Below are 24,839 nucleotides of genomic sequence, written 5' to 3' on the forward strand. Positions count from 1 at the left end.
GGTTGCGAAATGAAAAAATTATTCAGAATTCTGCCGTTGGCCTTAGTTATTGCTGCGGGAAGCGCGCTGGCCGATGTTCCCAAGAATCTCAAAATCGGCACCGATCCGACGTATGCACCCTTTGAGTCCAAGAATGCCAGCGGTGAACTGGTGGGGTTTGATATTGATTTGGCTAAAGAGCTGTGCAAGCGCATCAAGGCTGAATGTACCTTTGTGGAAAGTGACTTCGACGCGCTGATCCCTTCACTGAAAGCGAAAAAAATTGACGCCATCATCTCCTCGCTCTCCATCACCGAGAAGCGCCAGCAGGAGATTGCTTTCACGGAAAAACTCTACGCTGCTAACGCGCGTCTGATTGAGAAGAAAGGGGCGAACATCCAACCGACGCTGGAGTCGCTGCGCGGTAAACGTGTCGGCGTGTTGCAGGCATCGACTCAGGAAGCTTTTGCCAACGCCAACTGGCAGCCCAAAGGCATTGATGTGGTGGCTTACCAGAACCAGGATTTGATCTACGCCGATTTGACCGCAGGCCGTATCGATGCCGCGTTCCAGGATGAAGTGGCGGGCAGCGAAGGCTTCCTGAAATTACCGGCGGGTAAAGATTATGTCTTCGCGGGTCCGGCGGTGAAGGATGATAAATTCTTCGGTGTAGGCACCGGCATGGGGCTGCGCAAAGACGATAAAGCGCTGAAAGCCGCGTTGGATAAAGCGTTTGAAGAGATTCGCAAAGACGGCACCTACGACACTTTCGCGAAGAAATACTTCGATTTTGACGTATACGGCGGCTAATGGCGTGTTGCCGGGATCTGCCTGCATTATGCAGGCAGAGTGTGCATTTTTAGACGGAAACACGCGATGCTCTACGGCTATACCGACCTGATTCTCGACGGAGCGCGCATGACGCTGCAATTAGCGGTGTGCTCGCTGCTGTTGGCGTTGGTCATTGGGCTGATTGGTGCGGGAGCTAAACTCTCTGCCAATCGTCTGCTGTCCGGTTTTTTCTCCGCGTACACTACCCTGATCCGTGGCGTGCCGGATCTGGTGTTAATGTTATTGATTTTTTATGGCCTGCAAATTGCGCTCAACAGCGTGACGGAAACGATAGGTATCGCACAAATCGATATCGATCCGCTCTCGGCGGGGATTATCACGCTCGGGTTTATCTACGGTGCCTATTTCACTGAAACCTTTCGCGGTGCCTATCTGGCTGTGCCGCCTGGGCAGATTGAAGCGGCCGTGGCTTACGGTTTTACGCCACTGAAGGTGTTTCGTCGCATCATGTTTCCTTCCATGATGCGCTTTGCCTTGCCCGGTATCGGCAACAACTGGCAGGTGATCCTCAAGGCAACGGCGCTGGTGTCGCTGTTGGGGCTGAATGACATTGTCAAAGTGACCCAGTTGGCGGGCAAAGGGGCGCATGAACCGTTTTATTTCGCCATTGTCGCCGGGGTGATGTATCTGATTTTTACCACGGTCTCCAACGGGGTACTGTGGTGGCTGGAACGCCATTACTCGCAGGGCGTGAAGAAGGTGAATTATGAGTGAGATCCTGCAACAGTACTGGCAACCTTTGTTATGGAGTGATGGGTATCGTCTCACCGGTCTGGCGATGACGCTGTGGCTGCTGATTTCGTCGGTGGTGATGGGCGGCCTGCTGGCGATCCCGCTGGCGATTGCCCGCGTATCTCCACGGCGGCGTTTCAGTTTTCCGGTGTGGGTCTTTACCTATGTGTTTCGCGGCACACCGCTCTACGTGCAGTTGCTGGTGTTTTACTCCGGCGTTTACAGCCTGGAGATCGTGCGCGGCACCGACATGCTGAATGCGTTTTTTCGCAGCGGACTGAACTGTGCGGTTCTGGCACTGGCGCTGAACACTTGCGCCTATACCACAGAGATTTTTGCCGGCGCGATCCGCTCGGTGCCTTATGGCGAAATTGAAGCGGCCAGAGCCTACGGTTTTTCCCGGTTTAAACAGTATCGCTGCATTATTTTGCCCGGCGCGTTACGTATTGCACTGCCTGCGTACAGCAACGAGGTGATTTTGATGCTCCACTCCACGGCGCTGGCGTTTACCGTGACGGTGCCGGACATCTTGAAAATTGCCCGAGATATTAACGCTTCCACCTATCAACCGTTTTATGCCTTTGGCATTGCTGCGGTGATCTATCTGGCAATCTCTTTTGTGCTGATCGGCCTGTTTAAACACGCGGAACGGCGCTGGCTGCGGCATATTCATACCCGTTCATCTCATTAACATCAGGAAAAAACAGCATGTCAGACCATAAACTGATGGTGACGGAACTGCACAAGCGTTACGGGGAACACGAAGTGCTGAAGGGCGTTTCTCTTCAGGCGAAAGCGGGCGATGTGATTTCGATTATCGGCTCATCCGGGTCGGGGAAAAGTACGCTGCTGCGCTGCATCAACTTTCTGGAAAAACCGTGCGAGGGGGCGATTTTCGTCAACGATGAAGAGATTCGCATGGTGCGTGACACCGACGGGCAACTGAAAGTGTTTGATAAGAAGCAACTGCAACTGCTACGCACGCGGTTGACCATGGTATTTCAGCATTTCAACCTGTGGAGCTTTATGACGGCACTGGAAAACGTCATGGAAGCGCCGGTACAGGTGCTGGGATTGAGCAAAGCGGAAGCCCGTGAGCGTGCGGTGCGTTATCTCGATAAAGTGGGGATTACCGGCGACGCGCAGAACAAATATCCGGCCAATCTCTCCGGTGGGCAGCAGCAGCGTGTCTCCATTGCCCGTGCGCTGGCGATGGAGCCGGAAGTATTGCTGTTTGACGAACCCACGTCGGCGCTGGATCCTGAACTGGTAGGCGAAGTGCTGCGTATCATGCAGCAACTGGCGGAAGAGGGCAAAACCATGGTGGTGGTCACCCATGAAATGGAATTTGCTCGTCACGTATCGAGCCATGTGATCTTTTTGCATCAGGGTGTGATCGAAGAAGAAGGCCCGCCGGATCGCGTATTTGGCAACCCGACCAGCCCCCGTTTGCAGCAATTTCTCTCTGGCGCGTTGAAGTAGCCGCTACTGTCAGCAACAGGGCGCATTTCCCGACGTTCGGCGATGCGCCCTTACGCTATTTTTTCCCAGTCACATCCTTGAGCGCTTCTTCCAGCTCGAAATAGCGAAAGCCAAAGCCAGCCGCCTCCAGCCGATGCGGAATAGCGCGCTGTCCACCCAATACCAGCGTGGCGGCTTCCCCCATCAGCAATTTGAGCGCAAACGCGGGCACGCGCATAAAACAGGGTCGATCCAGCACGTGGGCCAGCATGGCGCAGAACTGCTCGTTGCGCACCGGATAGGGCGCGGTCATGTTGAACGGTCCGCGCAGAATCGGGTTATCCAGCAGGTAAAGAATGGCATTGACCATATCGTCGATGTGAATCCACGGCATGTACTGTTTGCCGGATCCGAGTGGGCCACCGAGTCCGAGGCGGAAAGGCGGCAGCATTTTGGCCAGCGCGCCGCCGTTTTCTGCCAGCACGATACCGGTACGCAACAAGCACACGCGCGTGCGATCGCTCTCCGCACTCAGCGCCAATTCCTCCCAGCGCGCACAGAGTTGATGGGTAAACTCAGGCGTGGGCGATTCTTCTTCGGTGATCAGCTCGGCACCTTGATTGCCGTAATAGCCGACCGCAGAGCCAGAAATGAATACCGAGGGCGGCGAGGCGCTGGCTTTAATCAGCGTGGCCAACTGCTCGGTAATGTGCCAGCGGCTCTCACTCAGTTTCTGCTTTTGTTGCGGCGTCCAGCGTTTATCGGCAATCGGCTCGCCTGCCAGATTGATCACGGCGTCGATGTCATCCAGCGAGGTGCGATTTTGCAGCGTTGACCAATACTCTACGCGTTCGCCGAGTACCTGACGGGCACGCGCTGTATCGCGGGTGAGTACCGTGACATGGTGAGATAAAGACAGTAATCGAGCAATCAGGAGACGGCCGATCAGGCCGGTACCGCCCGTAATCAGTAGTTGCATCGTTGCCTCACTTATTCCCTATCGGTTCAGATGGCGCTTTAAGGATGTAACGCGGGACCTATCCGTATTTTTATCATGAATGCTAATGATAATAGGTGATTCTGAGCGAGATACCGCGACTATCTGGTAAAAAAACGCTGCATTTCAGTACGCCACGCTGCCCTTGGGATTGGCAAACCCTGCTGCATTATGGGGCGAAATGCTGCAAAACAGCGCAGCCTGAAGCGCAAAGCGGTTCATGTTGCCCGCGTAATTTCAACGTCGGTACGCTTTTTCGGCGTTGGTATGCGCTTTGCAGCATGATGGTGATTCGCTTTCCCCTGCGCGCTGCATCGGGCAGAAGGGCGAGATTGTTCAATTTGCTATTATCCGCGTGTCTGTGACACGGATTCTGTAACTCAGGATCGTACTGAACAGGGAGTGTTCAGTACGTTTTTTTTATGCGGTGCTTACCGCTGGTTGAGCGACGGCCTTGGTCCTCTATCCTCAGCACATTGATGTGTGTAATCGTGCGACACCCACCTGCTAAATGAAAAAAGGATAAGAGATGCGTACGGTAATTTTGTTACACTTTGCCGCATCGCGTAGTGTTTTTTTTCGGGGATCACCATGAAGTTGATGTTTGCCTCAGATATTCACGGCTCGCTAACGGCGACGGAGCGGGTTCTCGATATTTTTACTCGCAGCGGTGCCGAGTGGCTGATTCTGTTGGGGGATTTCCTCAATCACGGCCCGCGTAATCCGCTGCCGGAGGCTTATCAGCCTGCTGATGTGGCGAGCCGATTGAATGCGTTTGCCCGTCACATTGTGGCGGTGCGCGGTAACTGTGACAGCGAAGTGGATCAGATGCTGCTCGACTTTCCGATGACGGCACCGTGGCAGCAGGTGCTGTTGCCACAGCAACGTCTTTTCCTGACGCACGGTCATCTCTATCATCCTCAGCATCTTCCGCCGTTGCAGGCGGGCGATGTGCTGGTGTATGGGCATACCCATCTTCCTGTGGCTGAGCGTCAGGGGGAGATCTACTGCTTTAACCCTGGCTCCGTCAGCCTGCCAAAGGGGGGGAATGTGCCCAGTTACGGGATGTTGACACAGGGCACGCTTGCGGTTTTACCCTTAATGGGTGGCGAGCCTATTGCACAGGTGACTATTAGTCACTAAGTTATCAACGATCTTGCACGACTAACGCTTAGTACGTTTAAAACAGACGCGCGTCGCAACGCGCCAATACTGAAGGGTTCAGAGGATGGTGGAGCAAAGTCAAGCGGCAGGCACCGAGTGGGTGGATATTGTTGACGAGAACAATGACGTTATCGCCCAGGCCAGCCGCCAGCAAATGCGCGCTCAACGTTTACGTCACCGCGCCACCTATATCGTTGTTCATGACGGCATGGGAAAAATACTGGTTCAACGCCGTACCGAAACAAAAGATTTCTACCCCGGTTGGTTGGATGCGACCGCCGGGGGCGTAGTGCAAACCGGTGAACAGATGTTGGAATCTGCTCGTCGTGAGGCGGAAGAAGAGCTGGGCATTGCCGGTGTGCCTTTCGCCGATCATGGCCTGTTCTATTTTGACGGTGACAATTGTCGGGTGTGGGGGGCATTATTCAGCTGCGTTACCCACGGTCCGTTCGCCTTGCAGGAAGAAGAAGTGGCTGAGGTGTGCTGGATGACACCGCAAGAGGTTACGGCGCGTTGCGATGAGTTCACGCCGGATTCTCTCAAAGCCCTGTCGCTGTGGATGAGCCGTTACAACGAGCAAAGCTACGGCAAACCCATCACGCGTGATCCTGTTAAATCGGATAGCGCGGTCGCCGCATCGGACGACGCTGAAGAGTAATTGGGTTGCTCTTGTGCTGCGGGCTGCCAGTGGTGGCCCGCAGCGCGCACGATTATGCACTAGCGACAGCCTGTCGCGAGCCGGGACACACCAGTTGACGGCTCTTGATGTGATACATCTCCAGATCCTCACGCAGGAAGAAGGCCATCTCCCACGGATTTTTGTGAATAAACGCCTCGCGCACCTGCTCGAACAGCGGATTGTGTGACGGGATCAGATGGGCATCGCCCTCAATCAAGGTGTAGTTCCACTCAATGGCGCGTTCAAAGGTGTAGTGTGAGCGCTCATCCATCGCAAAGAAACAGTGCGGATTGCGCTTGAGCTGCCGGGATTTGAACGTTTCAGGGAAGGTGATAAGAAACACATCATTATCCACCGAAGAGAGAAACGCCAGAACCGTGGTGTGGGGCTGTTCTTCTGCCATGGTGACCAGCACGCCTACCTTGTTGGTAAAATCATGGTGTTCCGTCTCTGGCAGCGCATTCAGTGGCGTAAGCGGTACCGGACGTTCTTCGCGCGTATCCTGAGGATAGTGATAGTCCGGCGCGCGAATGTCCAGCACGCAGCTTAACCCATACATCACCTGGCACTCACGTGGCTCCAGCAGTACCCAATCTTCATCCACCTCCGCCACGCGCCCTTTGTAAGAGGCACGGTAAACGGAAATGTTGGCATCAAACTGATCCACGCCGGTGCGATTATCAAGATGCAGCGTGGCGAAATCGCCGACGGCCAGCGCGTGGCCTTTGGGGAAGAAAACCCGCAGGGCATTGTTGGCGCGTGGGTAGACGCCGCAAATGTGCATCACCACCTTGCCCTGCTGGTAGCAGGCTAAAACCCCCAGCGTCTGCTTGCCGAGATAGTGAACCAGATTCATGCTGTGTATTCCTTACGAAGTGAATAGCGAAGCGCTAATGCGTTGTTTTTGTGTTTGTTTCGAGATTATTTGTCTACGTGTACGCTGTCAATAGACGTTGCCATGAAAAACAGACAGGCCAATAATCATCGGGTTACACTGAATATATCGGTCAAACAAAAGGAAAGATTATGCTGGTTATCTGGGGAAGGAAAACCTCATCCAATGTACAGGCGTTAATGTGGTGCGTTGGGGAGCTCGACCTGCACGTTGTCAGACATGATGTAGGGCACCGCTATGGGGGGACAGATACAGCGGCATTTTACGCACTCAACCCTAATCGCACCGTTCCTGTACTTCAGGATGGGGATAACCCAGCGCTGTGGGAAACGGGGGCTATCCTGCGATATTTAGCGAACCGCTACGCAACGGGCGGTTTCTGGCCCGAGGACTTGTTAGCAAGAACGGAAGTGGATCGCTGGGCTGAATGGGCAAAATTGAATATTGCGCTTGGATTTACTGCGCCTGTGTTTTGGCGTGTGGTGCGTACACCAGAGGCTGAGCGTGACCTTCGTGCGATCGATACTGCCGTTACTGCTTTTGAGCAAAAGCTCGACATCGCCGAGCAACAGCTTGCCAAACACCCTTTTTTAGCCGGGGAGGCGTTTTCACTGGCGGATATTCAGTTTGGTCATGTGCTGTATCGTTACTACGATATTGAGATCAATCGTAAGCCTTTACCGAATCTACACGCTTACTATGCAAGGTTGATACAACGCCCGGCCTTTCAAGAGCACGTGATGGTGTCCTATGACGAACTGCGCGCGTGAGCGGGATTGATGTAAAAAAAATCCCCCCGCAACCTGCGTTGCGAGGGGATGGGTGCTGAAGTGGCAGTCTGCCACTCGCCGTGGGTTACCCGAGATTACTGCTGGGTAGCCTGAATGGCGGTCAGGGCCACGGTGTAAACGATATCGTCTACCAGTGCGCCACGGGACAGATCGTTCACCGGTTTGCGCATGCCTTGCAGCATCGGCCCGATGGAGATCAGGTCAGCAGAACGCTGTACCGCTTTGTACGTGGTGTTACCGGTGTTCAGATCCGGGAAGATGAACACGGTAGCTTGACCAGCAACCGGTGAATTCGGCGCTTTGGATTTTGCAACGTCGGCCATTACTGCGGCGTCGTATTGCAACGGACCATCGATGACCAGGTCCGGGCGTTTTTCCTGTGCCAGACGGGTGGCTTCACGCACTTTTTCCACGTCGCTGCCCGCGCCGGAGTTACCGGTGGAGTAGGAGATCATGGCAACGCGCGGATCGATACCAAACGCGGCGGCGGAATCGGCGGACTGAATCGCGATTTCGGCCAACTGTTCTGCGGTCGGATCCGGGTTGATGGCGCAGTCACCGTAGACAAACACTTGTTCCGGCAGCAGCATAAAGAACACGGAAGAGACCAGTGAACTGCCCGGAGAGGTTTTGATCAGCTGCAACGGCGGACGGATGGTGTTAGCGGTAGTGTGAACGGCACCGGAAACCAGACCGTCAACTTCGCCTTGTTCCAACATCAGGGTGCCCAGCACCACGTTGTCTTCCAGTTGCTCACGCGCAACCACTTCGGTCATGCCTTTGCTCTTACGCAGCTCAACCAGACGCGGAACATAGCGTTCGCGAACCGCTTCCGGATCGACAATCTCAATGCCTTTGCCCAGTTCTACACCCTGTGCAGCAGCAACGCGTTGGATCTCTTCCGGATTACCCAGCAGCACGCAGTGTGCAATACCACGTTCGGCACAGATAGAAGCGGCTTTCACGGTACGCGGTTCGTCGCCTTCCGGCAGCACAACGCGTTTGCCCGCCTGGCGTGCCAGTTCGGTCAACTGATAGCGGAATGCCGGCGGAGACAGACGACGAGAACGCTCAGACGCGGCGCTCAGGGATTCGATCCACTGGCTGTCGATGTGACGGGCCACGTAGTCTTGGACTTTCTCAACGCGTTCGCTGTCGTCAGCCGGGACTTCCAGGCTGAAGCTTTGCAGGCTGAGCGAGGTCTGCCAGGTGTTGGTGTCTACCATAAATACCGGCAGGCCAGTCTGGAAGGCGCGTTCGCACAGTTTGGCGATGCTGGCATCGATTTCATAACCGCCGGTCAGCAGCACGGCACCGATTTCTACGCCGTTCATGGCGGCCAGGCACGCGGACACCAGCACGTCAGGACGATCCGCAGAGGTCACCAGCAGGGAGCCCGGACGGAAATGTTCCAGCATGTGCGGAATGCTACGCGCACAGAAGGTTACGGTTTTCACGCGACGGGTCTGAATTTCGCCTTCGTTGATGATGCGGGCATTCAGGTGTTTTGCCATGTCGATAGCGCGGGTGGCGATCAGATCGAAGCTCCACGGCACGCAGCCCAGCACGGGCAACGGGCTGTTGGCAAACAGCTGTTTCGGATCGACGTTCGGCACGTCTGCTTTGCTGGAATCGTCAAAGATTTCAGACAAATCAGGACGGGTACGACCTTGCTCATCCACCGGGGCATTCAGTTTATTGATGATAACGCCGGTGATGTTTTTGTTCTTGCTGCCGCCAAAGCTGCTGCGTGCCAGTTCAATACGCTCTTTCAACTGGTCCGGAGAGTCGTTGCCCAGTGCGATAACGAACACGATTTCGGCGTTCAGGGTTTTGGCGATTTCATAGTTCAGCGCGTTGGCAAACTGATGTTTGCGCGTCGGCACCAGACCTTCTACCAGCACCACTTCTGCATCTTTGGTGTTTTCGTGGTAGTTGGCGATGATCTCTTCCATCAGCACGTCTTGCTGGTTGGTGCTGAGCAGCGCTTCAACGTGGCTCATTTTCAGCGGTTCAGCCGCAGTGATGGCTGAGTTGGCGCGGATGATGGTGGTGGTCTGGTCCGGCGTATTATCGCCTGAACGCGGCTGCGCGATCGGTTTGAACACGCTCAGGCGCACGCCTTTTTGTTCCATGGAACGAATGACACCCAGGCTGACGCTTGTCAGACCAACGCTGGTGCCAGTGGGGATCAACATGATTGTACGGGACACGGCTAAACCTCTTTACGGTTGCTCGCTGAGTCAAAAACAGCTTGGTCAGAAACGACACCGTCAGCCTTGGCTGACGGTGTGGGATTACTTGTCTTACGCGGTGAGACGCAGGGCGTCTTGCGCGATAACCAACTCTTCGTTGGTCGGGATCACCAGCGCAGGGCGGCAGCCCTCTTTGCTGATGTTGCCGCCGTTGCCGAAGCGGGCAGCCAGGTTGCGTTCGTGGTCGACTTCAAAGCCCAGCAGGCCCAGCTTGTTCAGCGTCAGTTCACGCACCATGGCCGCGTTTTCACCGATACCGCCGGTGAAGATAACGGCATCCAGACGGCCTTCCATCAGCGCACTGTAGGCACCGATGTATTTGGCCAGACGGTGGCAATACACGTCCATGGCACGTTTGGCATCCGCCTTGGTGGTGTAGTTGTCTTCAACATAGCGGCAGTCGCTGGTGACTTCAGTCAGGCCCAGCAGGCCAGATTCTTTGGTCAGCAGCTTGTTGATAGCTTCAACGCTCATGCCCAGGGAATCGTGCAGGTGGAAGATGATGGCCGGGTCGATGTCACCGCTGCGGGTACCCATGACCAAACCTTCCAGCGGGGTCAGACCCATGGAGGTATCAACACACTTACCGTTACGCACTGCGGTTACGGAACCGCCGTTGCCCAGGTGGCAAGTGATCAGGTTAACTTCGTCAACCGGCTTGTTCAGCGCTTCTGCGGCCTGTTGGGTCACATAGAAATGGCTGGTGCCGTGTGCGCCATAGCGGCGAACGTGATGCTCGGAGTACAGTTTGTACGGCAGCGCATACAGGTAGGATTCTTCCGGCATGGTCTGGTGGAATGCAGTGTCGAATACGGCAACGTTTTTGTCTGCCAGCGCCGGGAATGATTTCAGCGCTTCGTCGATACCAATCAGGTGAGCCGGGTTGTGCAACGGTGCGAACGGCACGGAATCTTTGATGCCTTGCAGCACGTCGTCGTTGATCACGGCAGACTGGGTGAACTTCTCGCCGCCGTGTACGATACGGTGACCGATAGCAACCAGTTGCGCGGAGAGTTCAGGTTTCTGTGCCAGAATGGTGTTAACGATGAAGTTCAACGCTTCGCTGTGTGCAGCGCCTGCGCCCAGCGCAGCTTCCTGCTTGGCACCATCCATTTTCCATTTGAGACGGGCTTCAGGAAGGTGGAAACACTCGGCCAGACCTGACAGGTACTCTTCCCCGTTAACAGCATCGATGATAGCGAACTTCAGGGATGAACTACCGCAGTTAAGAACCAGTACTAACTTACTCGACATGGAAGTACCTACTTGTTATACATGGTGAACAAATGTCAAACAGCGCGTAGCGTAGCCTAAACAGCCGCTGACATTTATGACTAACGTCATGGCACGGTGTGATTTCCCTGACATGACCATGAAAAAGCGCCGATATGGCCTATCCGCATAGCATACTGGATGCACGGCGTGCGAAGATGACATATCGGCCCTGAAAAGCATGTGGCGAAAAATAAGGCGATAAATGTCGCGCCCGCACCAATGGCCCCCTGTTTTTTGCCTATGCTGTAGTTAATACAGTTGAAAACGGCATTCATCATCAAGCACGATGGTGAATGGATCGTTATTCTGGCATGCAGCATGACCACATTGGCTCAGTGACATGACTACTTTAGTATAGATGGCGGCCTACGCCGAGGTAGGATACCGATAGCGTCAGGCAAACACAAAATATATTTTAAGTTTATCAAATAGAGTTGCTGGCTTGTTTTAGGATTTTATTTTTTATCTGTTATTTTGATGATGCAATTGAAAATGGTAATAACTGAAACGGTAACAAAGGAGTCGCCATGAAATCTCAACCTACTGATAAACGCGGGGGATGGCGTGTACTCCATTACGGGCAGCATTATATGAAAACCTGGCCGCTGGATAAACGTCTGGCGCCTGTTTTCCCTGAAAACCGCGTGGTGCGCGCGACGCAGTTCGGTATTCGCTTTATGCCGCCGCTGGCCGTGTTCACCTTAACCTGGCAGATTGCGCTGGGCGGCCAACTGGGGCCGGCGGTTGCTACCGCGTTGTTTGCCTGTAGTCTGCCGTTACAGGGGCTGTGGTGGCTGGGTCGCCGCTCGGTATCACCGTTACCGCCAACGCTCTCCGAATGGTTTCACGATCTCCGCCTTAAACTGCAACAGGCTGGGCTGGCGCTGGCGCCGATTGAAGGTAAACCTACCTATCAGATGCTGGCCGACGTGCTGAAACGTGCTTTTAAACAGCTGGATAAAACCTTTTTAGACGATCTGTGACCCTCTGCATATAGATAGCATTATTTTGTCCTTCCCCTCTGTTTTAAATCAAAAAACCGGAGGCTAGCGCTATCTTCCCACTTTGGGGTATGCGATTCTGGTATCAGGTTAAACGAGTCAGCGGCGTCAGGCCGGTACTATAGAGGTTCAGGAGAGCACGATGGAAATGACCAATGCCCAGAGATTGATCCTTTCGAATCAATACAAAATGATGACGATGATGGATCCGGACAATGCAGAACGCTATCGTCGGCTGCAAACCATCGTCGAGCGCGGCTATGGGCTGCAAATGCGTGAGTTGGATCGGGAATTTGGCGAACTCAGTGAAGAAGTGTGCCGCACCATCATCAATATCATGGAAATGCACCATGCCTTGCAGGTTTCCTGGGATAACCTGAAAGATCGCAAAGATCTGGATCAGCGCCGCCTGACCTTTTTGGGCTTTGATGCCGCGACCGAAGCGCGCTACCTCGGCTTTGTGCGTTTTATGGTGCATGTGGAAGGGCGCTACCCGCATTTCGATTCCGGTACCCACGGTTTCAACGCACAGACCAAAATGTGGGAAAAATATAACCGTATGCTGGCGGTGTGGATGTCTTGTCCGCGCCAGTATCATTTGAGCGCCGTAGAGATTGCGCAAATTATCAATGCCTGAACCGGTGAAATAAACAAAGAGGTGGTTGTGGAGTGTAAAGGTTTTCTGTTTGATTTGGATGGTACGCTGGTGGATTCGTTACCGGCCGTGGAGCGTGCCTGGGTTAATTGGGCGGTTGCCCATGAGATTGAACCCCAGGAGGTGCTCGATTTTATCCATGGCAAACAGGCGATCACCTCGCTGCGCCACTTTTTACAGGGTAAAAGCGAAGCGGAGATCCAGCGTGAGTTTGATGAACTGGAGCGCACCGAAGCGTCGGACACGCAGGGCGTGCAGGCGATGCCGGGCGCAAGCCAACTCCTTGAACGTCTTGACGCGCTTGGCATTCCCTGGGCAATCGTGACCTCAGGCACCGTGCCTATCGCCCATGCGCGCCATCGCGCCGGGCAATTGCCGCAGCCGCAGGTGTTTATCACCGCCGAGCAGGTGGCTCGCGGTAAGCCGCAGCCGGATGCTTACCTGCTGGGTGCCTCAAGCCTGGGCCTGGAACCGCATGAATGCGTGGTGGTAGAAGATGCGCCTGCCGGGTTGGAATCCGGGTTAGCGGCAGGCTGTCAGGTGATTGCCGTTAACGCACCGGCGGATACCCTGGCGTTAGAGGATGTTGATATGGTTCTGACATCGCTGACGCAACTGACCCTGACACCCACGTTGAACGGGGTACGAGTGCATAAGCTAACCGATTGATATACCCGTCATACTTCAAGTTGCATGTGCGTTGGCGGCACTCGCTCACCCGAATCACTTACTTATGTAAGCTCATCGGGATTCGCTCCCTTGCCGCCTTCCTGCAACTCGAATTATTTAGGGTATAAAAGCGTAACTAAATATGATCAAAACCTCGCCTTGGCGGGGTTTTTTTATGGCAGACTACCAGAACAGACTTGGGTTAAGCGTGCTTTTTTAGGCTGTTACCGTCTGACGGTTGTGAGTGACCGTGTTGCCGCTGGCTTACGCGTTTTTTTCGGGAGGATCTTTTGAACCGCGAACTGCTCTGGGTGTTATCCCTGCTGTTGATCGCTATCTTATTGTTTAGCACCAATAAGCTACGCATGGATGTGGTGGCGCTGCTGGTTATCATCGCCTTTGTGTTGAGCGGTACCTTAACGCTGTCGGATGCGTTAGTTGGCTTCAGCGACCCCAACGTGATTCTTATTGCCGCGCTGTTCGTGATTGGCGAAGGGCTGGTCAGAACCGGTGTGGCTTATCAGGTCGGGGAGTGGCTGATTCGCGTCGCGGGCAGCAGCGAGATCAAAATGCTGGTGCTGCTGATGTTGACCGTGGCGGCGCTGGGCGCGTTCATGAGTTCCACCGGGGTGGTGGCGATCTTTATTCCAGTGGTGTTGAGCGTTTCGGCCAAAATGAAAACCTCGCCGGGGCGACTGATGATGCCGCTCAGTTTTGCCGGTCTGATCAGCGGGATGATGACGCTGGTGGCAACGCCGCCCAACATGGTGGTAAGCAGTGAGCTGATGCGTGATGGTAACCACGGTTTCGGCTTTTTCAGCGTCACGCCGATTGGCATGGTGGTGCTGCTGCTGGGCATCGCTTACATGCTGGTGGCTCGATTCTGGTTGAGCGGTATCGACCCGCAAGCAGCGAACAAAGAGGGCTGGAAGCGCAAGACGTTCCGCGACTTGATCCGCGATTATAAACTGACGGGCAGGGCGCGTCGTTTGGCGATACTGCCCGGTTCTCCTTTTATCGGCCACCGCCTTGACGATTTGCGGCTGCGCCAACGCTACGGTGCCAACGTGGTGGGGATTGAGCGCTGGCGTAAGTTCCGTCGCGTGATGGTCAGCGTGGCGGGCAACACCGAACTGCGTTTAAACGATGTATTGCTGATTGATATGTCAGCCTCTGAGATCGATTTGCGTGAGTTTTGTACCTCGCAGCGATTGGAACCGATGGTGCTGCGCGGTGAATACTTTTCCGAACAGGCGCGCGATGTAGGCATGGCGGAAGTGTCGCTGATTCCTGATTCCGAACTGATTGGCAAGACGCTTTATGACGTAGGTTTCCGTAGTCGTTACGGGCTTTCCGTGGTCGGTATCCGCCGCAATGGTGAGGCGATGGATGGGTTGCTGGCAGACGAACCGCTGCAACTGGGCGATATCCTGCTGGTGATTGGCGACTGGCGCATGATCCGCCAACTGCAATCGCAAAAGCATGTAATGCTGGTGTTGAACTTGCCCGCCGAAGTGGATGACGTTGCGCCCGCGGTGAGCCAGGCTCCGCACGCACTGTTCTGTCTGGCGCTGATGGTCGCCATGATGCTGACCGACGAGATCCCCAATGCGATTGCCGCGTTGATTGCCTGCTTGCTGATGGGCAAATTTCGCTGCATCGACATGGAGAGTGCTTACCGCGCAATCCACTGGCCGAGCCTGATTTTGATCGTCGGGATGATGCCGTTTGCGCTGGCACTCCAGCAGACCGGTGGTGTGACGCTGATTGTGAATGGCCTGATGGACATCGCGGGCGGGGCAGGGCCGCAGGTGATGCTGGTGTGCTTGTTTGTCTTGTGTGCAACTATTGGGTTGTTTATTTCCAACACCGCCACCGCTGTGCTGATGGCACCGATAGCCATTGCCGCCGCCAAGCAGATGGGGGTGTCGCCGTATCCCTTCGCCATGATTGTGGCTATTGCCGCCTCTGCGGCCTTCATGACACCGGTTTCGTCGCCGGTGAATACGCTGGTGCTCGGTCCGGGCGGCTACCGTTTTGGCGATTTCGTGAAAGTGGGTGTGCCATTCACCGTGCTGGTAATGGTTGTCAGTGTCATTATGGTGCCGTGGCTCTATGGTTTTTAATTATGGGTTTTAGGTTTTTTTGATTCGCATAAAAAATTGTGCCGAGGTGGGCGGGGCCGCCGGGTGAGCCGCATGGATGCGGCGAAAGGCAGCGCCGCGCCGGGAGCGCGTCGCTGATGGCCCGAATAGCGGACACGGGTGCCGAGGGAACCGCGTAGCGGCACAATTTCTTGCGAAAAGCCAGGGGCCATGGGGCGACGGCGATTGAGCCGCCCCATGTCGGGCGCGTGCACCTTGGTGTACAGAGAATCACGCGAGCTTTCGCGCACGAAACCTTAACAGCACGAACAGAAATACCGATATCAACGCCAGCGTTGCACGCTGATAATAACTTACAGGGTGGAACCCTGACTAATCTCATCCAGCGACAGGCTAAAACTCGGAATAAATATTTCCATAAAGTAGTCCATCTCCGGACTTTGGCGCTGTTGCAGCGTCTTTTCCAGTCGGGTTTTGGCAAGGGCGAACTCGCTGTTACCGGCTGAAAGCTCTTCAAGACATTTCAGGTAGGCGCACAGGGCATCCGCCTGTTTGACGATGGCGTGCTCTTCTTCGCTACAGCAACTGTCGTCAATCAGTTGGCGATAATCCTGCTGTAATTCGGGCGGCAACATGGCAATCAGGCTGCGCTGCGCCAGTTTTTCAATCTTCTTATACTCATGGGCGATCTGCGCATTGAAATATTTGATAGGGGTCGGCATGTCCCCGGTCAACACCTCGCTGGCATCATGATACATCGCCAGCATCCCAATGCGTTCTGCATTCAGGTTGCCGTTGAATTTTCGGTTTTTAATCACCGCCAGCGCGTGAGCAACAAACGCCACCTGAAGGCTGTGCTCAGATACATTTTCGGTGCGCACGTTGCGCATCAGCGGCCAGCGGCTAATCAGTTTCAAGCGGGATAAGTGGGCGAAAAAGTGACTCTGATTCATCGTGTTCTCTCAGACGGCAGCACCATAGTGGGTTATTGTGGCCGCTCTCGGGAAGGATGTAAACCGGGGGAAAGCCGCCAGCGCGTCGTGAAACATGACGCGCTGGCGTGATGCAAGCAAGGGGTTACTGATGGTAGTGCGACAGGAAACGGCCCAGCTTGTGGATGGCGGAATCCAGTTCATCTACGCGCGGCAGCGTGACGATACGCACGTGATCCGGATGCGGCCAGTTAAACGCGGTGCCTTGCACCAACAGCACTTTTTCTTGCAGCAGCAGATCCAACACCATTTTTTGGTCGTCGTGGATATTGAAACGCTTGGCGTCGATACGCGGGAACATGTAGAGCGCCCCCTGCGGTTTGACACAGGAGACACCGGGGATCTGGTTGATCAGTTCCCAAGCGCGCAGACGCTGCTCATACAAGCGTCCACCGGGGTGGATGAACTCGCTGATGCTCTGATACCCGCCCAGTGCGGTCTGAATAGCGTGTTGCATCGGCACGTTGGCACACAGACGCATTGACGCCAGCATTTCCAAGCCTTCGATATAGCCTTTGGCGTGCTTTTTCGGACCGTTAAGTGCCATCCAGCCCTGACGAAATCCGGCCACACGGTAGGTTTTAGATAAACCGTTAAAGGTCACCGTCAGCAGATCCGGTGCCAGCGCGGCGATGGAGTGGTGCTGCGCCTCGTCGTACAGGATTTTGTCGTAGATCTCGTCAGCAAAAATAATCAGGCTGTGCTGGCGTGCAATTTCCACGATCTCCATCAGCAGTTCTTTGCTATAGACGGCACCAGTAGGGTTGTTGGGGTTGATGATCACGATGCCGCGCGTGCGGGGCGTGATCTTGCTGCGAATGTCGTCCAGATCGGGGAACCATCCGGCTTCTTCATCACACAGATAGTGCACCGCATGCCCGCTGGATAGCGAGACTGCGGCGGTCCACAGCGGATAATCCGGTGCAGGAACCAGCATCTCGTCGCCGGTGTTAAGCAAAGCTTGCATAGATTGCACGATCAGCTCGGAGACGCCGTTGCCGATATAGACATCTTCCAGCGTCATTTCACGCATTCCGCGCGCCTGATAATGCTGCACAATGGCCTTACGCGCGGAATAAAGTCCTTTAGAATCGCAATAACCCTGCGCGGTAGGTAAATTACGAATGACATCGACCAGAATTTCATCCGGTGCATCAAAACCAAATGGCGCAGGATTGCCGATGTTCAGTTTGAGTACTTTATTTCCTTCCTCTTCGAGACGCTTGGCTTCTTTTAGCACCGGGCCGCGAATGTCATAGCAAACATTATCCAGCTTTTTAGACTTCTCAATGGGAGACATCATAGATAGAGCGAACCTTTTTCAGGAAAAGCGTATTTCGCGATGAAATAGCATAACCTGCCTAATGTACTCCTGTGTTTACCCCTTTTGAAGAATGATCGTCGATTTTAGTGCAATGCTGCGGGCGGCTGCACTGTTATTGTGCATTTATATCCCCTTCGCATTGCGCTAATCCCTTTTTGAAAAAAGGGAGATAAAGCATCCTGTGCGCCTTTCTTTTCGTCAGGCTATTTATTCGGAGCGTGAAAATATAATTTCCAGTATAAAGGCGGAGCGGTTGTTTTTTTTCCGAGGGGAGAATGATCCCGACACTATTTGGTGGGGGCGTTAGCTGCTGGGTGAAAAGGCGATAATGGTAACGAAACGTGAGTATTTTTTTGCCCTAATCGAACGACTGCGATACTGTCTCAACATGTATTGTTATTAGCGATACATGTAATAAAACACCAGGAATGTTTGTTAAATACTAAAATAGATAAGTGAAAATCGTATGGCCAATGCAAATCGATCGGTACTCAATCTTGATCTCGATCTACTCAGAACGTTTGTAGCGGTAGCGGATTTGAACACTTTCGCCGCCGCCGCCGTGGCGGTTTGCCGCACGCAATCTGCGGTGAGCCAACAGATGCAACGACTGGAACAACTGGTAGGGAAAGAGCTGTTTGCCCGCCACGGTCGTAACAAATTGCTGACAGAACACGGCGTGCAGTTTCTGGGTTATGCCCGCAAGATCCTGCAATTTAACGATGAAGCCTGCACCTCGCTGATGTACAGCGACATGCTCGGCACACTGGCGATCGGCGCATGTGAAGATACGGCAGATAACATTTTGCCTACGCTTCTGCATCGCGTGACCACGCTGTTTCCCAAACTGACCATTGACGTTAGCGTAAAGCCTAGTCCAGAACTGCACAGTATGCTGGAAAAAAAAGCGATTGATTTGGCCATCACTACCATGTCGAGCGATAGCGCTGAGCAAATTTTGCTGCGCACCTCGCCGACCATGTGGTATTGCGCGGCGGATTATCGCTTTCGCCAGGACGAACCCGTGTCGCTGGTGTTGCTGGATGAACCCAGCAATTTCCGCGCATTGGCGATCACCTTGCTCAATGAGGCGGGGATCCCCTGGCGTATTGCCTATGTCGCGTCAACGCTTCCGGCCGTGCGTGCTGCGGTGAAGGCCGGGTTAGGGGTGACGGTGCGAACTGTTGAGATGATGAACCCGGAATTGAGAGTATTGGGTACGGCAGATGGATTGCCGGTACTTCCCGATACGCAATATTTTTTGTGCAAACGCCTGCAAGAAAGCAACACCTTGGCCGATGCCATTTTCAATGTGGTAGAGTCCGGCCACTACTATCGCGGTACGCTGCTCTCTGGAGCCTCAGCCAGCGATGATAGCAGCGCAAGCGAGGGGGATGCGGCGCTGAAAAACGCCCTGTTTATGTAATTCAGAACGTGGCACGCGTTCATACGGGTATGGCGTAGTAGCAGGACGCCGTCATGGCTATGCCCGTTTTTTACTCCCTTATGATTATCCCACTTCGTGATTATTCCCATTCACTCGCGTTCCTCTTATCGTTACTCCTCGCGCTTTCTAAGGTTTTGTATTTTATGAAAAGCTGTTTCTTATTTTTCAAATGAATGTTGCAAACTTTCAGCTGTTAACATTGCCGCTGACAATTGGGTTTTTTTACTAACTAAATTGACAAAAATGTGTGTTGGATCAAAAAATAACCCTATTAACGCTAAGGGGGACCGGGTTTTCCGCACGAAAATGGTATAGTGCTTGTGCATTATCACCTATCCTTTAGCTAGCAGGTTGTTAACAATTGCACCCGCCAGAGCCAGACTGACTCGATTTAGCTAAAGTGTGAAAAGTGAAATGTTAACAAAACAGCGTGCATGTTAAGTTCTGTACTGTTATTTTTAGTAAGGTTGAAAAAAGGTTACAAAATAAAGGACGCAACCACTGCAAAAGCGCTTAACGGAGATGTTTTCCGCACTGTTTGCAGGGTGATTATCCTTCCTTTTAATCGATGTGACGCATTAACTGCCAGTAGAGCAGGTGTTCAACGTCACTTTTGATGAGTAAGCAAGAGTATGTCAACAACGACTGAAATCCTCGCCCATCACTGGGCATTTGCGCTATTCGTTATCATTGCCGTCGGCCTGTGCGGTTTCATGCTGCTGGGCGGGTTCCTGCTAGGCGGGAGAGCCAGGGCAAGGGCAAAGAACGTTCCCTATGAATCCGGGATTGACTCGGTTGGCTCTGCGCGCATGCGCCTGTCCGCCAAGTTCTATCTGGTTGCCATGTTTTTCGTTATTTTCGACGTTGAAGCCCTGTATCTCTATGCCTGGGCCGTTTCCATTCGGGAAAGCGGCTGGCTGGGCTTCATCGAAGCTGCCATTTTCATTTTGGTGTTGTTGGCGGGGTTGGTCTACCTGGTCCGAATCGGCGCGCTCGACTGGACGCCGACGCGTTCAAAACGGCAGGTTATCAAGTCTGACTTTCCGGTTAACACTACCAACACTCATCCGCAGTAACAGCGAGGCACTTTAAGATGGACTATACGCTCACCCGCATAGAGCCGGACGGTGAGAATGACCGTTATCCCCTGCAACGCCAGGAGATCGTTACCGATCCTCTGGAACAGCATGTTCACCGCAGTGTCTTCATGGGAAACCTGGAGCATGCCTTACATGACACGGTCAACTGGGGGCGCAAGAATTCACTGTGGCCCTACAACTTCGGTCTTTCCTGTTGCTATGTGGAAATGGTGACCTCGTTCACCGCCGTGCATGACGTGGCGCGCTTTGGTTCTGAAGTATTACGTGCTTCGCCGCGTCAGGCTGACTTCATGGTAGTGGCCGGAACCTGTTTCACCAAAATGGCCCCGGTGATTCAGCGCCTGTATGAACAGATGCTGGAGCCGAAATGGGTGATTTCCATGGGGGCGTGCGCCAACTCCGGCGGCATGTACGACATCTACTCAGTGGTGCAGGGCGTCGATAAATTCCTGCCGGTGGATGTGTATATCCCGGGCTGCCCGCCGCGTCCTGAAGCGTACATGCAAGCGCTGTTGCTGCTCAAAGAGTCTATTGGTCAAGAGCGCCGCCCTCTGTCATGGGTGGTGGGAGAGCAGGGCGTGTATCGCGCCAACATGCAATCCGAGCGCGAACGCAAACGCGAAGAGCGTATTGCGGTGACGAACCTGCGTTCGCCCGACGAGATTTAATCTGTTAATGGCAAGCAGATTGGCTGCGTAATACTACTCTCACAGAGTAGCAAGATAATAAACGGCAGCCGCACCATTAACAGAATGGCAAAATTACCGTGGTGACATATTTATGACAGATTTAACGACGCACGACCTCGCGCAGCCGGCCTGGGCTACCCGCGATCACCGGGATGATCCCGTCGTTGGCGAGCTGTGTAACCGTTTTGGACCCGAAGCCTTTACCGTGCAGGCAACCCGTACCGGGATGCCGGTTGTATGGGTAAAGCGTGAGCAATTACTGGACGTTGTCACGTTCCTGAAAAAACTGCCCAAACCCTATGTGATGCTGTTCGATCTGCACGGGGTTGATGAGCGCCTGCGCACTCACCGTGACGGCTTGCCTGCCGCAGACTACTCCGTCTTCTATCACTTTATCTCTATTGAACGTAATCGCGACATCATGATCAAGGTGCCATTGTCTGAAAATGACCTGCGCCTGCCGACCATGGTGAAACTGTTCCCCAACGCCAACTGGTATGAGCGTGAAGTGTGGGACATGTTCGGTATTACGTTTGACGGGCACCCGCACCTGACGCGCATCATGATGCCGCAGACGTGGGAAGGGCACCCGCTGCGCAAAGACTACCCGGCGCGCGCCACCGAATTCGATCCCTTTGTGCTGACCAAGCAGAAAGAAGATCTGGAGATGGAATCCCTGACCTTCAAGCCTGAAGACTGGGGCATGAAGCGCGGGACGGAAAACGAAGATTTCATGTTCCTTAACCTCGGACCGAACCACCCCTCATCACACGGGGCGTTCCGCATCATCCTGCAACTGGACGGTGAAGAGGTTGTCGATTGTATTCCTGATGTTGGCTATCACCACCGCGGCGCGGAGAAGATGGGCGAGCGCCAGTCCTGGCACAGCTATATCCCGTATACCGACCGTATCGAATACCTGGGCGGCTGCGTCAATGAAATGCCCTACGTGTTGGCCGTCGAGAAACTGGCAGGGATCGTGGTGCCGGAACGTGTGAACGTTATCCGCGTCATGCTCTCAGAGCTGTTCAGAATAAACAGCCACCTGCTCTACATCAGTACCTTTATTCAAGACGTCGGTGCCATGACGCCGGTCTTTTTTGCCTTTACCGATCGCCAGAAAATTTATGATTTGGTGGAAGCCATCACCGGTTTCCGTATGCACCCGGCCTGGTTCCGTATCGGCGGCGTAGCACACGACCTGCCGCGTGGTTGGGAACGTCTGCTGCGTGAGTTCCTGGACTGGATGCCCAAGCGTCTGGATACGTATGTAACGGCGGCGCTGAAAAACACTATCCTCAAAGGACGTACGCAAGGCGTGGCGGCGTACAACGCCAAGGAAGCGCTGGAGTGGGGCGTCACCGGGGCGGGGTTGCGCGCTACCGGCGTGGCGTTTGACGTGCGTAAATGGCGTCCGTACTCCGGCTATGAAAACTTTGACTTTGAAGTTCCGGTCGGCGATGGCATCAGTGACTGCTATGCCCGTGTGATGCTGAAAGTGGAAGAGCTGCGTCAGAGCCTGCGGATTCTGGAGCAGTGCCTGAACAACATGCCGGAAGGCCCGTTCAAAGCCGATCACCCGCTGACCACGCCGCCGCCGAAAGAGCGCACGTTGCAGCACATCGAAACGCTGATCAACCACTTCCTCCAGGTTTCCTGGGGTCCGGTGATGCCGCAAAACGAGTCGTTCCAGATGGTCGAGGCGACAAAAGGCATCAACAGTTATTACCTGACCAGCGACGGCGGCACCATGAGCTACCGCACCCGTATTCGCACCCCGAGCTACGCACACTTGCAGCAGATCCCTTCCGTGATTCGCGGTTGTCTGGTGTCTGACCTGATCGTGTACCTCGGGAGTATTGATTTCGTTATGTCAGATGTGGATCGCTAATTATGCATGATCAAGACACTCAACAACCTATTAACGCCGCAGCCGATGCCGCGCCGAACGAGTCTGTTTTTGTATTGAGCGACGCTGAGCGCGATGCCATCGAGCATGAGAAACATCACTACGAAGATGCGCGCGCGGCGTCCATCGAAGCGTTGAAAATTGTCCAGAAGCATCGTGGTTGGGTGCCGGATGGCGCTATCCATGCCATTGCCGACATTCTGGGGATTCCGGCCAGCGATGTGGAAGGCGTGGCGACGTTTTACAGCCAGATTTTCCGTCAACCGGTCGGACGACACGTGATTCGCTATTGCGACAGCGTGGTGTGTTACATCAACGGTTTTCAGGGCGTGCAGGCGGCGCTGGAACGAAAACTGAAGATCAAGCCCGGTCAAACCACCTTTGATGGCCGTTTTACCCTGTTGCCGACCTGCTGCCTGGGCAACTGTGACAAAGGCCCGTCGATGATGATCGACGAGGATACGCACAGTCATGTCAAGCCTGACGATATCGATTCGCTATTGGAGCCGTATCAATGAGTATGAACAGGATTTTGACGCCCGAACAGCATCCGCTGACCTGGCGTCTGCGCGATGACAAGCAGCCGGTATGGCTCGACGAATACCGCGCCAAGAATGGCTACGCGGCGGTGCAGAAAGCGCTCAGCGGCATGGCGCAGGACGAAGTGGTCAGTCTGGTAAAAGACGCCGGCCTGAAAGGGCGCGGCGGTGCAGGCTTCTCCACCGGTCTGAAATGGAGCCTGATGCCGAAAGACGAAAGCATGAACATCCGCTATCTGCTGTGTAACGCGGATGAGATGGAGCCGGGCACCTACAAAGACCGCTTGCTGATGGAAGAACTGCCGCACCTGCTGGTGGAAGGTATGCTGATCAGCGCGTTCGCGCTCAAGGCGTATCGCGGCTATATCTTCCTGCGTGGCGAATACGTGGAAGCTGCGGTTAACCTGCGTCGCGCTATCGAAGAAGCCAAACAGGCGGGCCTGCTCGGTAAAAATATTCTCGGCAGTGGATTCGATTTCGAGCTGTTCGTGCACACCGGTGCCGGACGCTATATCTGTGGTGAAGAGACCGCGCTGATCAACTCGCTGGAAGGCCGTCGCGCGAATCCGCGCTCCAAGCCGCCGTTCCCGGCTTCCGCCGGTGCATGGGGCAAGCCGACCTGCGTGAACAACGTGGAAACCCTGTGTAACGTGCCTGCGATCATCGCGCACGGCGCCGAATGGTATCAGGGATTGTCTGCTGGTAAGAGTAAAGATGCTGGCACCAAGCTGATGGGGTTCTCTGGCCGTGTGAAAAATCCCGGTCTGTGGGAACTGCCGTTTGGCACCACGGCGCGCGAGATTTTGGAAGACTACGCGGGCGGCATGCGCGATGGGCTTAAATTTAAAGCCTGGCAGCCGGGCGGTGCAGGTACCGATTTTCTCACCGAGGCTCACCTCGATCTGCCGATGGATTTCGAGCATATCGCCAAGGCAGGCAGCCGTCTCGGCACCGCGCTGGCAATGGCGGTGGATCACGAGATCAATATGGTGGGGCTGACCCGCAATCTGGAAGAGTTCTTTGCCCGTGAATCCTGTGGCTGGTGTACGCCGTGCCGCGACGGTTTGCCGTGGAGCGTGAAGATCCTGCGTGCGCTGGAGCGAGGCGAAGGGCAACCCGGCGATATCGAAACGCTGGAACAGCTGTGCCGCTTCCTCGGGCCGGGCAACACCTTCTGCGCCCATGCGCCAGGTGCCGTTGAGCCGCTGCAAAGTGCTATCAAGTATTTCCGTGACGAATTTGAAGCGGGCATTGCGCCGCAATATCTGGGAAATACCAAAGCGATTGGCGGTATTCAGCCGAACCTGCTGAAAGAGCGTTGGTAATCAA

23 protein-coding genes are annotated in these 24,839 nt (G+C 54.4%); 17 read left to right on the plus strand and 6 right to left on the minus strand.

The window, feature by feature from the left end:
- Positions 1-9: 9 nt before the first annotated feature.
- The 4 genes from J5067_RS14910 (at position 10) to hisP (ending at position 3,045) form a co-directional block, all read left to right on the plus strand.
- Positions 10-789, plus strand: coding sequence for a lysine/arginine/ornithine ABC transporter substrate-binding protein (locus J5067_RS14910; protein ID WP_264643376.1), 780 nt, complete (start codon positions 10-12; stop codon positions 787-789).
- A 66-nt stretch (positions 790-855) separates the two neighbouring features.
- Complete coding sequence (locus J5067_RS14915; protein WP_264643375.1) at positions 856-1,545, plus strand: histidine ABC transporter permease HisQ; 690 nt, start codon at positions 856-858, stop codon at positions 1,543-1,545.
- The gene (locus J5067_RS14920) at positions 1,538-2,254 is read left to right on the plus strand and encodes an ABC transporter permease (protein WP_264643374.1); all 717 of its coding nucleotides are present in this window, start codon (positions 1,538-1,540) and stop codon (positions 2,252-2,254) included. Before J5067_RS14915 ends, J5067_RS14920 begins: the two co-directional genes overlap by 8 nt.
- Positions 2,255-2,271: 17 nt before the next feature.
- A complete protein-coding gene (hisP, locus tag J5067_RS14925) occupies positions 2,272-3,045 on the plus strand; it encodes a histidine ABC transporter ATP-binding protein HisP (protein WP_264643373.1) in 774 nt (257 codons plus the stop codon).
- 55 nt (positions 3,046-3,100) lie between these two features.
- Here the strand turns inward: hisP and J5067_RS14930 are convergent, their stop codons facing one another.
- Positions 3,101-4,003 carry a TIGR01777 family oxidoreductase gene (locus J5067_RS14930; RefSeq protein ID WP_264643372.1) on the minus strand — a complete coding sequence of 301 codons (903 nt, stop codon included), beginning with the start codon at positions 4,001-4,003 and terminating at the stop codon, positions 3,101-3,103.
- A 609-nt stretch (positions 4,004-4,612) separates the two neighbouring features.
- Between J5067_RS14930 and yfcE the strand changes: the two genes are divergently transcribed.
- Positions 4,613-5,164, plus strand: a complete 552-nt coding sequence (gene yfcE, locus J5067_RS14935) for a phosphodiesterase (RefSeq protein WP_264643772.1) — start codon at positions 4,613-4,615, stop codon at positions 5,162-5,164.
- Positions 5,165-5,249: 85 nt separating this feature from the next.
- Positions 5,250-5,843: an NUDIX hydrolase YfcD gene (gene yfcD / locus J5067_RS14940; RefSeq protein WP_264643370.1), complete on the plus strand. Its 594-nt coding sequence runs from the start codon at positions 5,250-5,252 to the stop codon at positions 5,841-5,843.
- A gap of 52 nt (positions 5,844-5,895) precedes the next feature.
- Here yfcD and J5067_RS14945 read toward each other — a convergent pair whose 3' ends face one another.
- Positions 5,896-6,720, minus strand: coding sequence for a hypothetical protein (locus J5067_RS14945; protein ID WP_264651449.1), 825 nt, complete (start codon positions 6,718-6,720; stop codon positions 5,896-5,898).
- Positions 6,721-6,890: 170 nt separating this feature from the next.
- On the opposite strand from J5067_RS14945, the gene J5067_RS14950 reads away from it, so the two are divergent.
- On the plus strand, positions 6,891-7,529 hold the full coding sequence (locus J5067_RS14950) for a glutathione S-transferase family protein (protein ID WP_264628610.1): 639 nt from the start codon (positions 6,891-6,893) through the stop codon (positions 7,527-7,529).
- A gap of 95 nt (positions 7,530-7,624) precedes the next feature.
- Here J5067_RS14950 and pta read toward each other — a convergent pair whose 3' ends face one another.
- Together pta and ackA are read right to left on the minus strand one after the other, a co-directional pair.
- Positions 7,625-9,763: a phosphate acetyltransferase gene (gene pta / locus J5067_RS14955; protein WP_264643368.1), complete on the minus strand. Its 2,139-nt coding sequence runs from the start codon at positions 9,761-9,763 to the stop codon at positions 7,625-7,627.
- A 93-nt stretch (positions 9,764-9,856) separates the two neighbouring features.
- The gene (gene ackA / locus J5067_RS14960) at positions 9,857-11,059 is read right to left on the minus strand and encodes an acetate kinase (protein WP_264643367.1); all 1,203 of its coding nucleotides are present in this window, start codon (positions 11,057-11,059) and stop codon (positions 9,857-9,859) included.
- Between the two features lie 548 nt (positions 11,060-11,607).
- Between ackA and yfbV the strand changes: the two genes are divergently transcribed.
- The 4 genes from yfbV to J5067_RS14980 all read left to right on the plus strand — a co-directional run bounded on the left by yfbV (position 11,608) and on the right by J5067_RS14980 (position 15,531).
- Positions 11,608-12,063 carry a terminus macrodomain insulation protein YfbV gene (yfbV, locus tag J5067_RS14965; protein ID WP_264643366.1) on the plus strand — a complete coding sequence of 152 codons (456 nt, stop codon included), beginning with the start codon at positions 11,608-11,610 and terminating at the stop codon, positions 12,061-12,063.
- 160 nt (positions 12,064-12,223) lie between these two features.
- The gene (locus J5067_RS14970; RefSeq protein ID WP_264643365.1) at positions 12,224-12,718 is read left to right on the plus strand and encodes a YfbU family protein; all 495 of its coding nucleotides are present in this window, start codon (positions 12,224-12,226) and stop codon (positions 12,716-12,718) included.
- Positions 12,719-12,745: 27 nt separating this feature from the next.
- Complete coding sequence (locus J5067_RS14975; protein WP_264651450.1) at positions 12,746-13,405, plus strand: sugar phosphatase; 660 nt, start codon at positions 12,746-12,748, stop codon at positions 13,403-13,405.
- A 290-nt stretch (positions 13,406-13,695) separates the two neighbouring features.
- Positions 13,696-15,531, plus strand: coding sequence for an SLC13 family permease (locus J5067_RS14980; RefSeq protein ID WP_264643363.1), 1,836 nt, complete (start codon positions 13,696-13,698; stop codon positions 15,529-15,531).
- Between the two features lie 332 nt (positions 15,532-15,863).
- Here J5067_RS14980 and yfbR read toward each other — a convergent pair whose 3' ends face one another.
- Together yfbR and J5067_RS14990 are read right to left on the minus strand one after the other, a co-directional pair.
- The gene (gene yfbR, locus J5067_RS14985) at positions 15,864-16,463 is read right to left on the minus strand and encodes a 5'-deoxynucleotidase (protein WP_264643362.1); all 600 of its coding nucleotides are present in this window, start codon (positions 16,461-16,463) and stop codon (positions 15,864-15,866) included.
- A gap of 124 nt (positions 16,464-16,587) precedes the next feature.
- Positions 16,588-17,802, minus strand: a complete 1,215-nt coding sequence (locus J5067_RS14990) for a pyridoxal phosphate-dependent aminotransferase (RefSeq protein WP_264643771.1) — start codon at positions 17,800-17,802, stop codon at positions 16,588-16,590.
- Between the two features lie 490 nt (positions 17,803-18,292).
- Here J5067_RS14990 and J5067_RS14995 point away from each other — a divergent pair, with 490 nt between their 5' ends.
- The 6 genes from J5067_RS14995 (at position 18,293) to nuoF (ending at position 24,835) form a co-directional block, all read left to right on the plus strand.
- Positions 18,293-19,252: a LysR family transcriptional regulator gene (locus J5067_RS14995; protein WP_264651451.1), complete on the plus strand. Its 960-nt coding sequence runs from the start codon at positions 18,293-18,295 to the stop codon at positions 19,250-19,252.
- A 653-nt stretch (positions 19,253-19,905) separates the two neighbouring features.
- Positions 19,906-20,349 carry an NADH-quinone oxidoreductase subunit A gene (locus tag J5067_RS15000; RefSeq protein ID WP_222157561.1) on the plus strand — a complete coding sequence of 148 codons (444 nt, stop codon included), beginning with the start codon at positions 19,906-19,908 and terminating at the stop codon, positions 20,347-20,349.
- Between the two features lie 17 nt (positions 20,350-20,366).
- Positions 20,367-21,041, plus strand: a complete 675-nt coding sequence (locus J5067_RS15005) for an NADH-quinone oxidoreductase subunit B family protein (RefSeq protein WP_222157560.1) — start codon at positions 20,367-20,369, stop codon at positions 21,039-21,041.
- A 112-nt stretch (positions 21,042-21,153) separates the two neighbouring features.
- On the plus strand, positions 21,154-22,953 hold the full coding sequence (nuoC, locus tag J5067_RS15010; protein ID WP_264643360.1) for an NADH-quinone oxidoreductase subunit C/D: 1,800 nt from the start codon (positions 21,154-21,156) through the stop codon (positions 22,951-22,953).
- Positions 22,954-22,955: 2 nt separating this feature from the next.
- Complete coding sequence (gene nuoE / locus J5067_RS15015; protein WP_222157558.1) at positions 22,956-23,489, plus strand: NADH-quinone oxidoreductase subunit NuoE; 534 nt, start codon at positions 22,956-22,958, stop codon at positions 23,487-23,489.
- Positions 23,486-24,835: an NADH-quinone oxidoreductase subunit NuoF gene (gene nuoF, locus J5067_RS15020; RefSeq protein WP_264651452.1), complete on the plus strand. Its 1,350-nt coding sequence runs from the start codon at positions 23,486-23,488 to the stop codon at positions 24,833-24,835. The genes nuoE and nuoF overlap by 4 nt, the downstream gene beginning before the upstream one ends.
- Positions 24,836-24,839 lie beyond the last annotated feature (4 nt).

This window comes from Candidatus Symbiopectobacterium sp. NZEC151 (assembly GCF_025962655.1).
Classification (GTDB): domain Bacteria; phylum Pseudomonadota; class Gammaproteobacteria; order Enterobacterales; family Enterobacteriaceae; genus Symbiopectobacterium.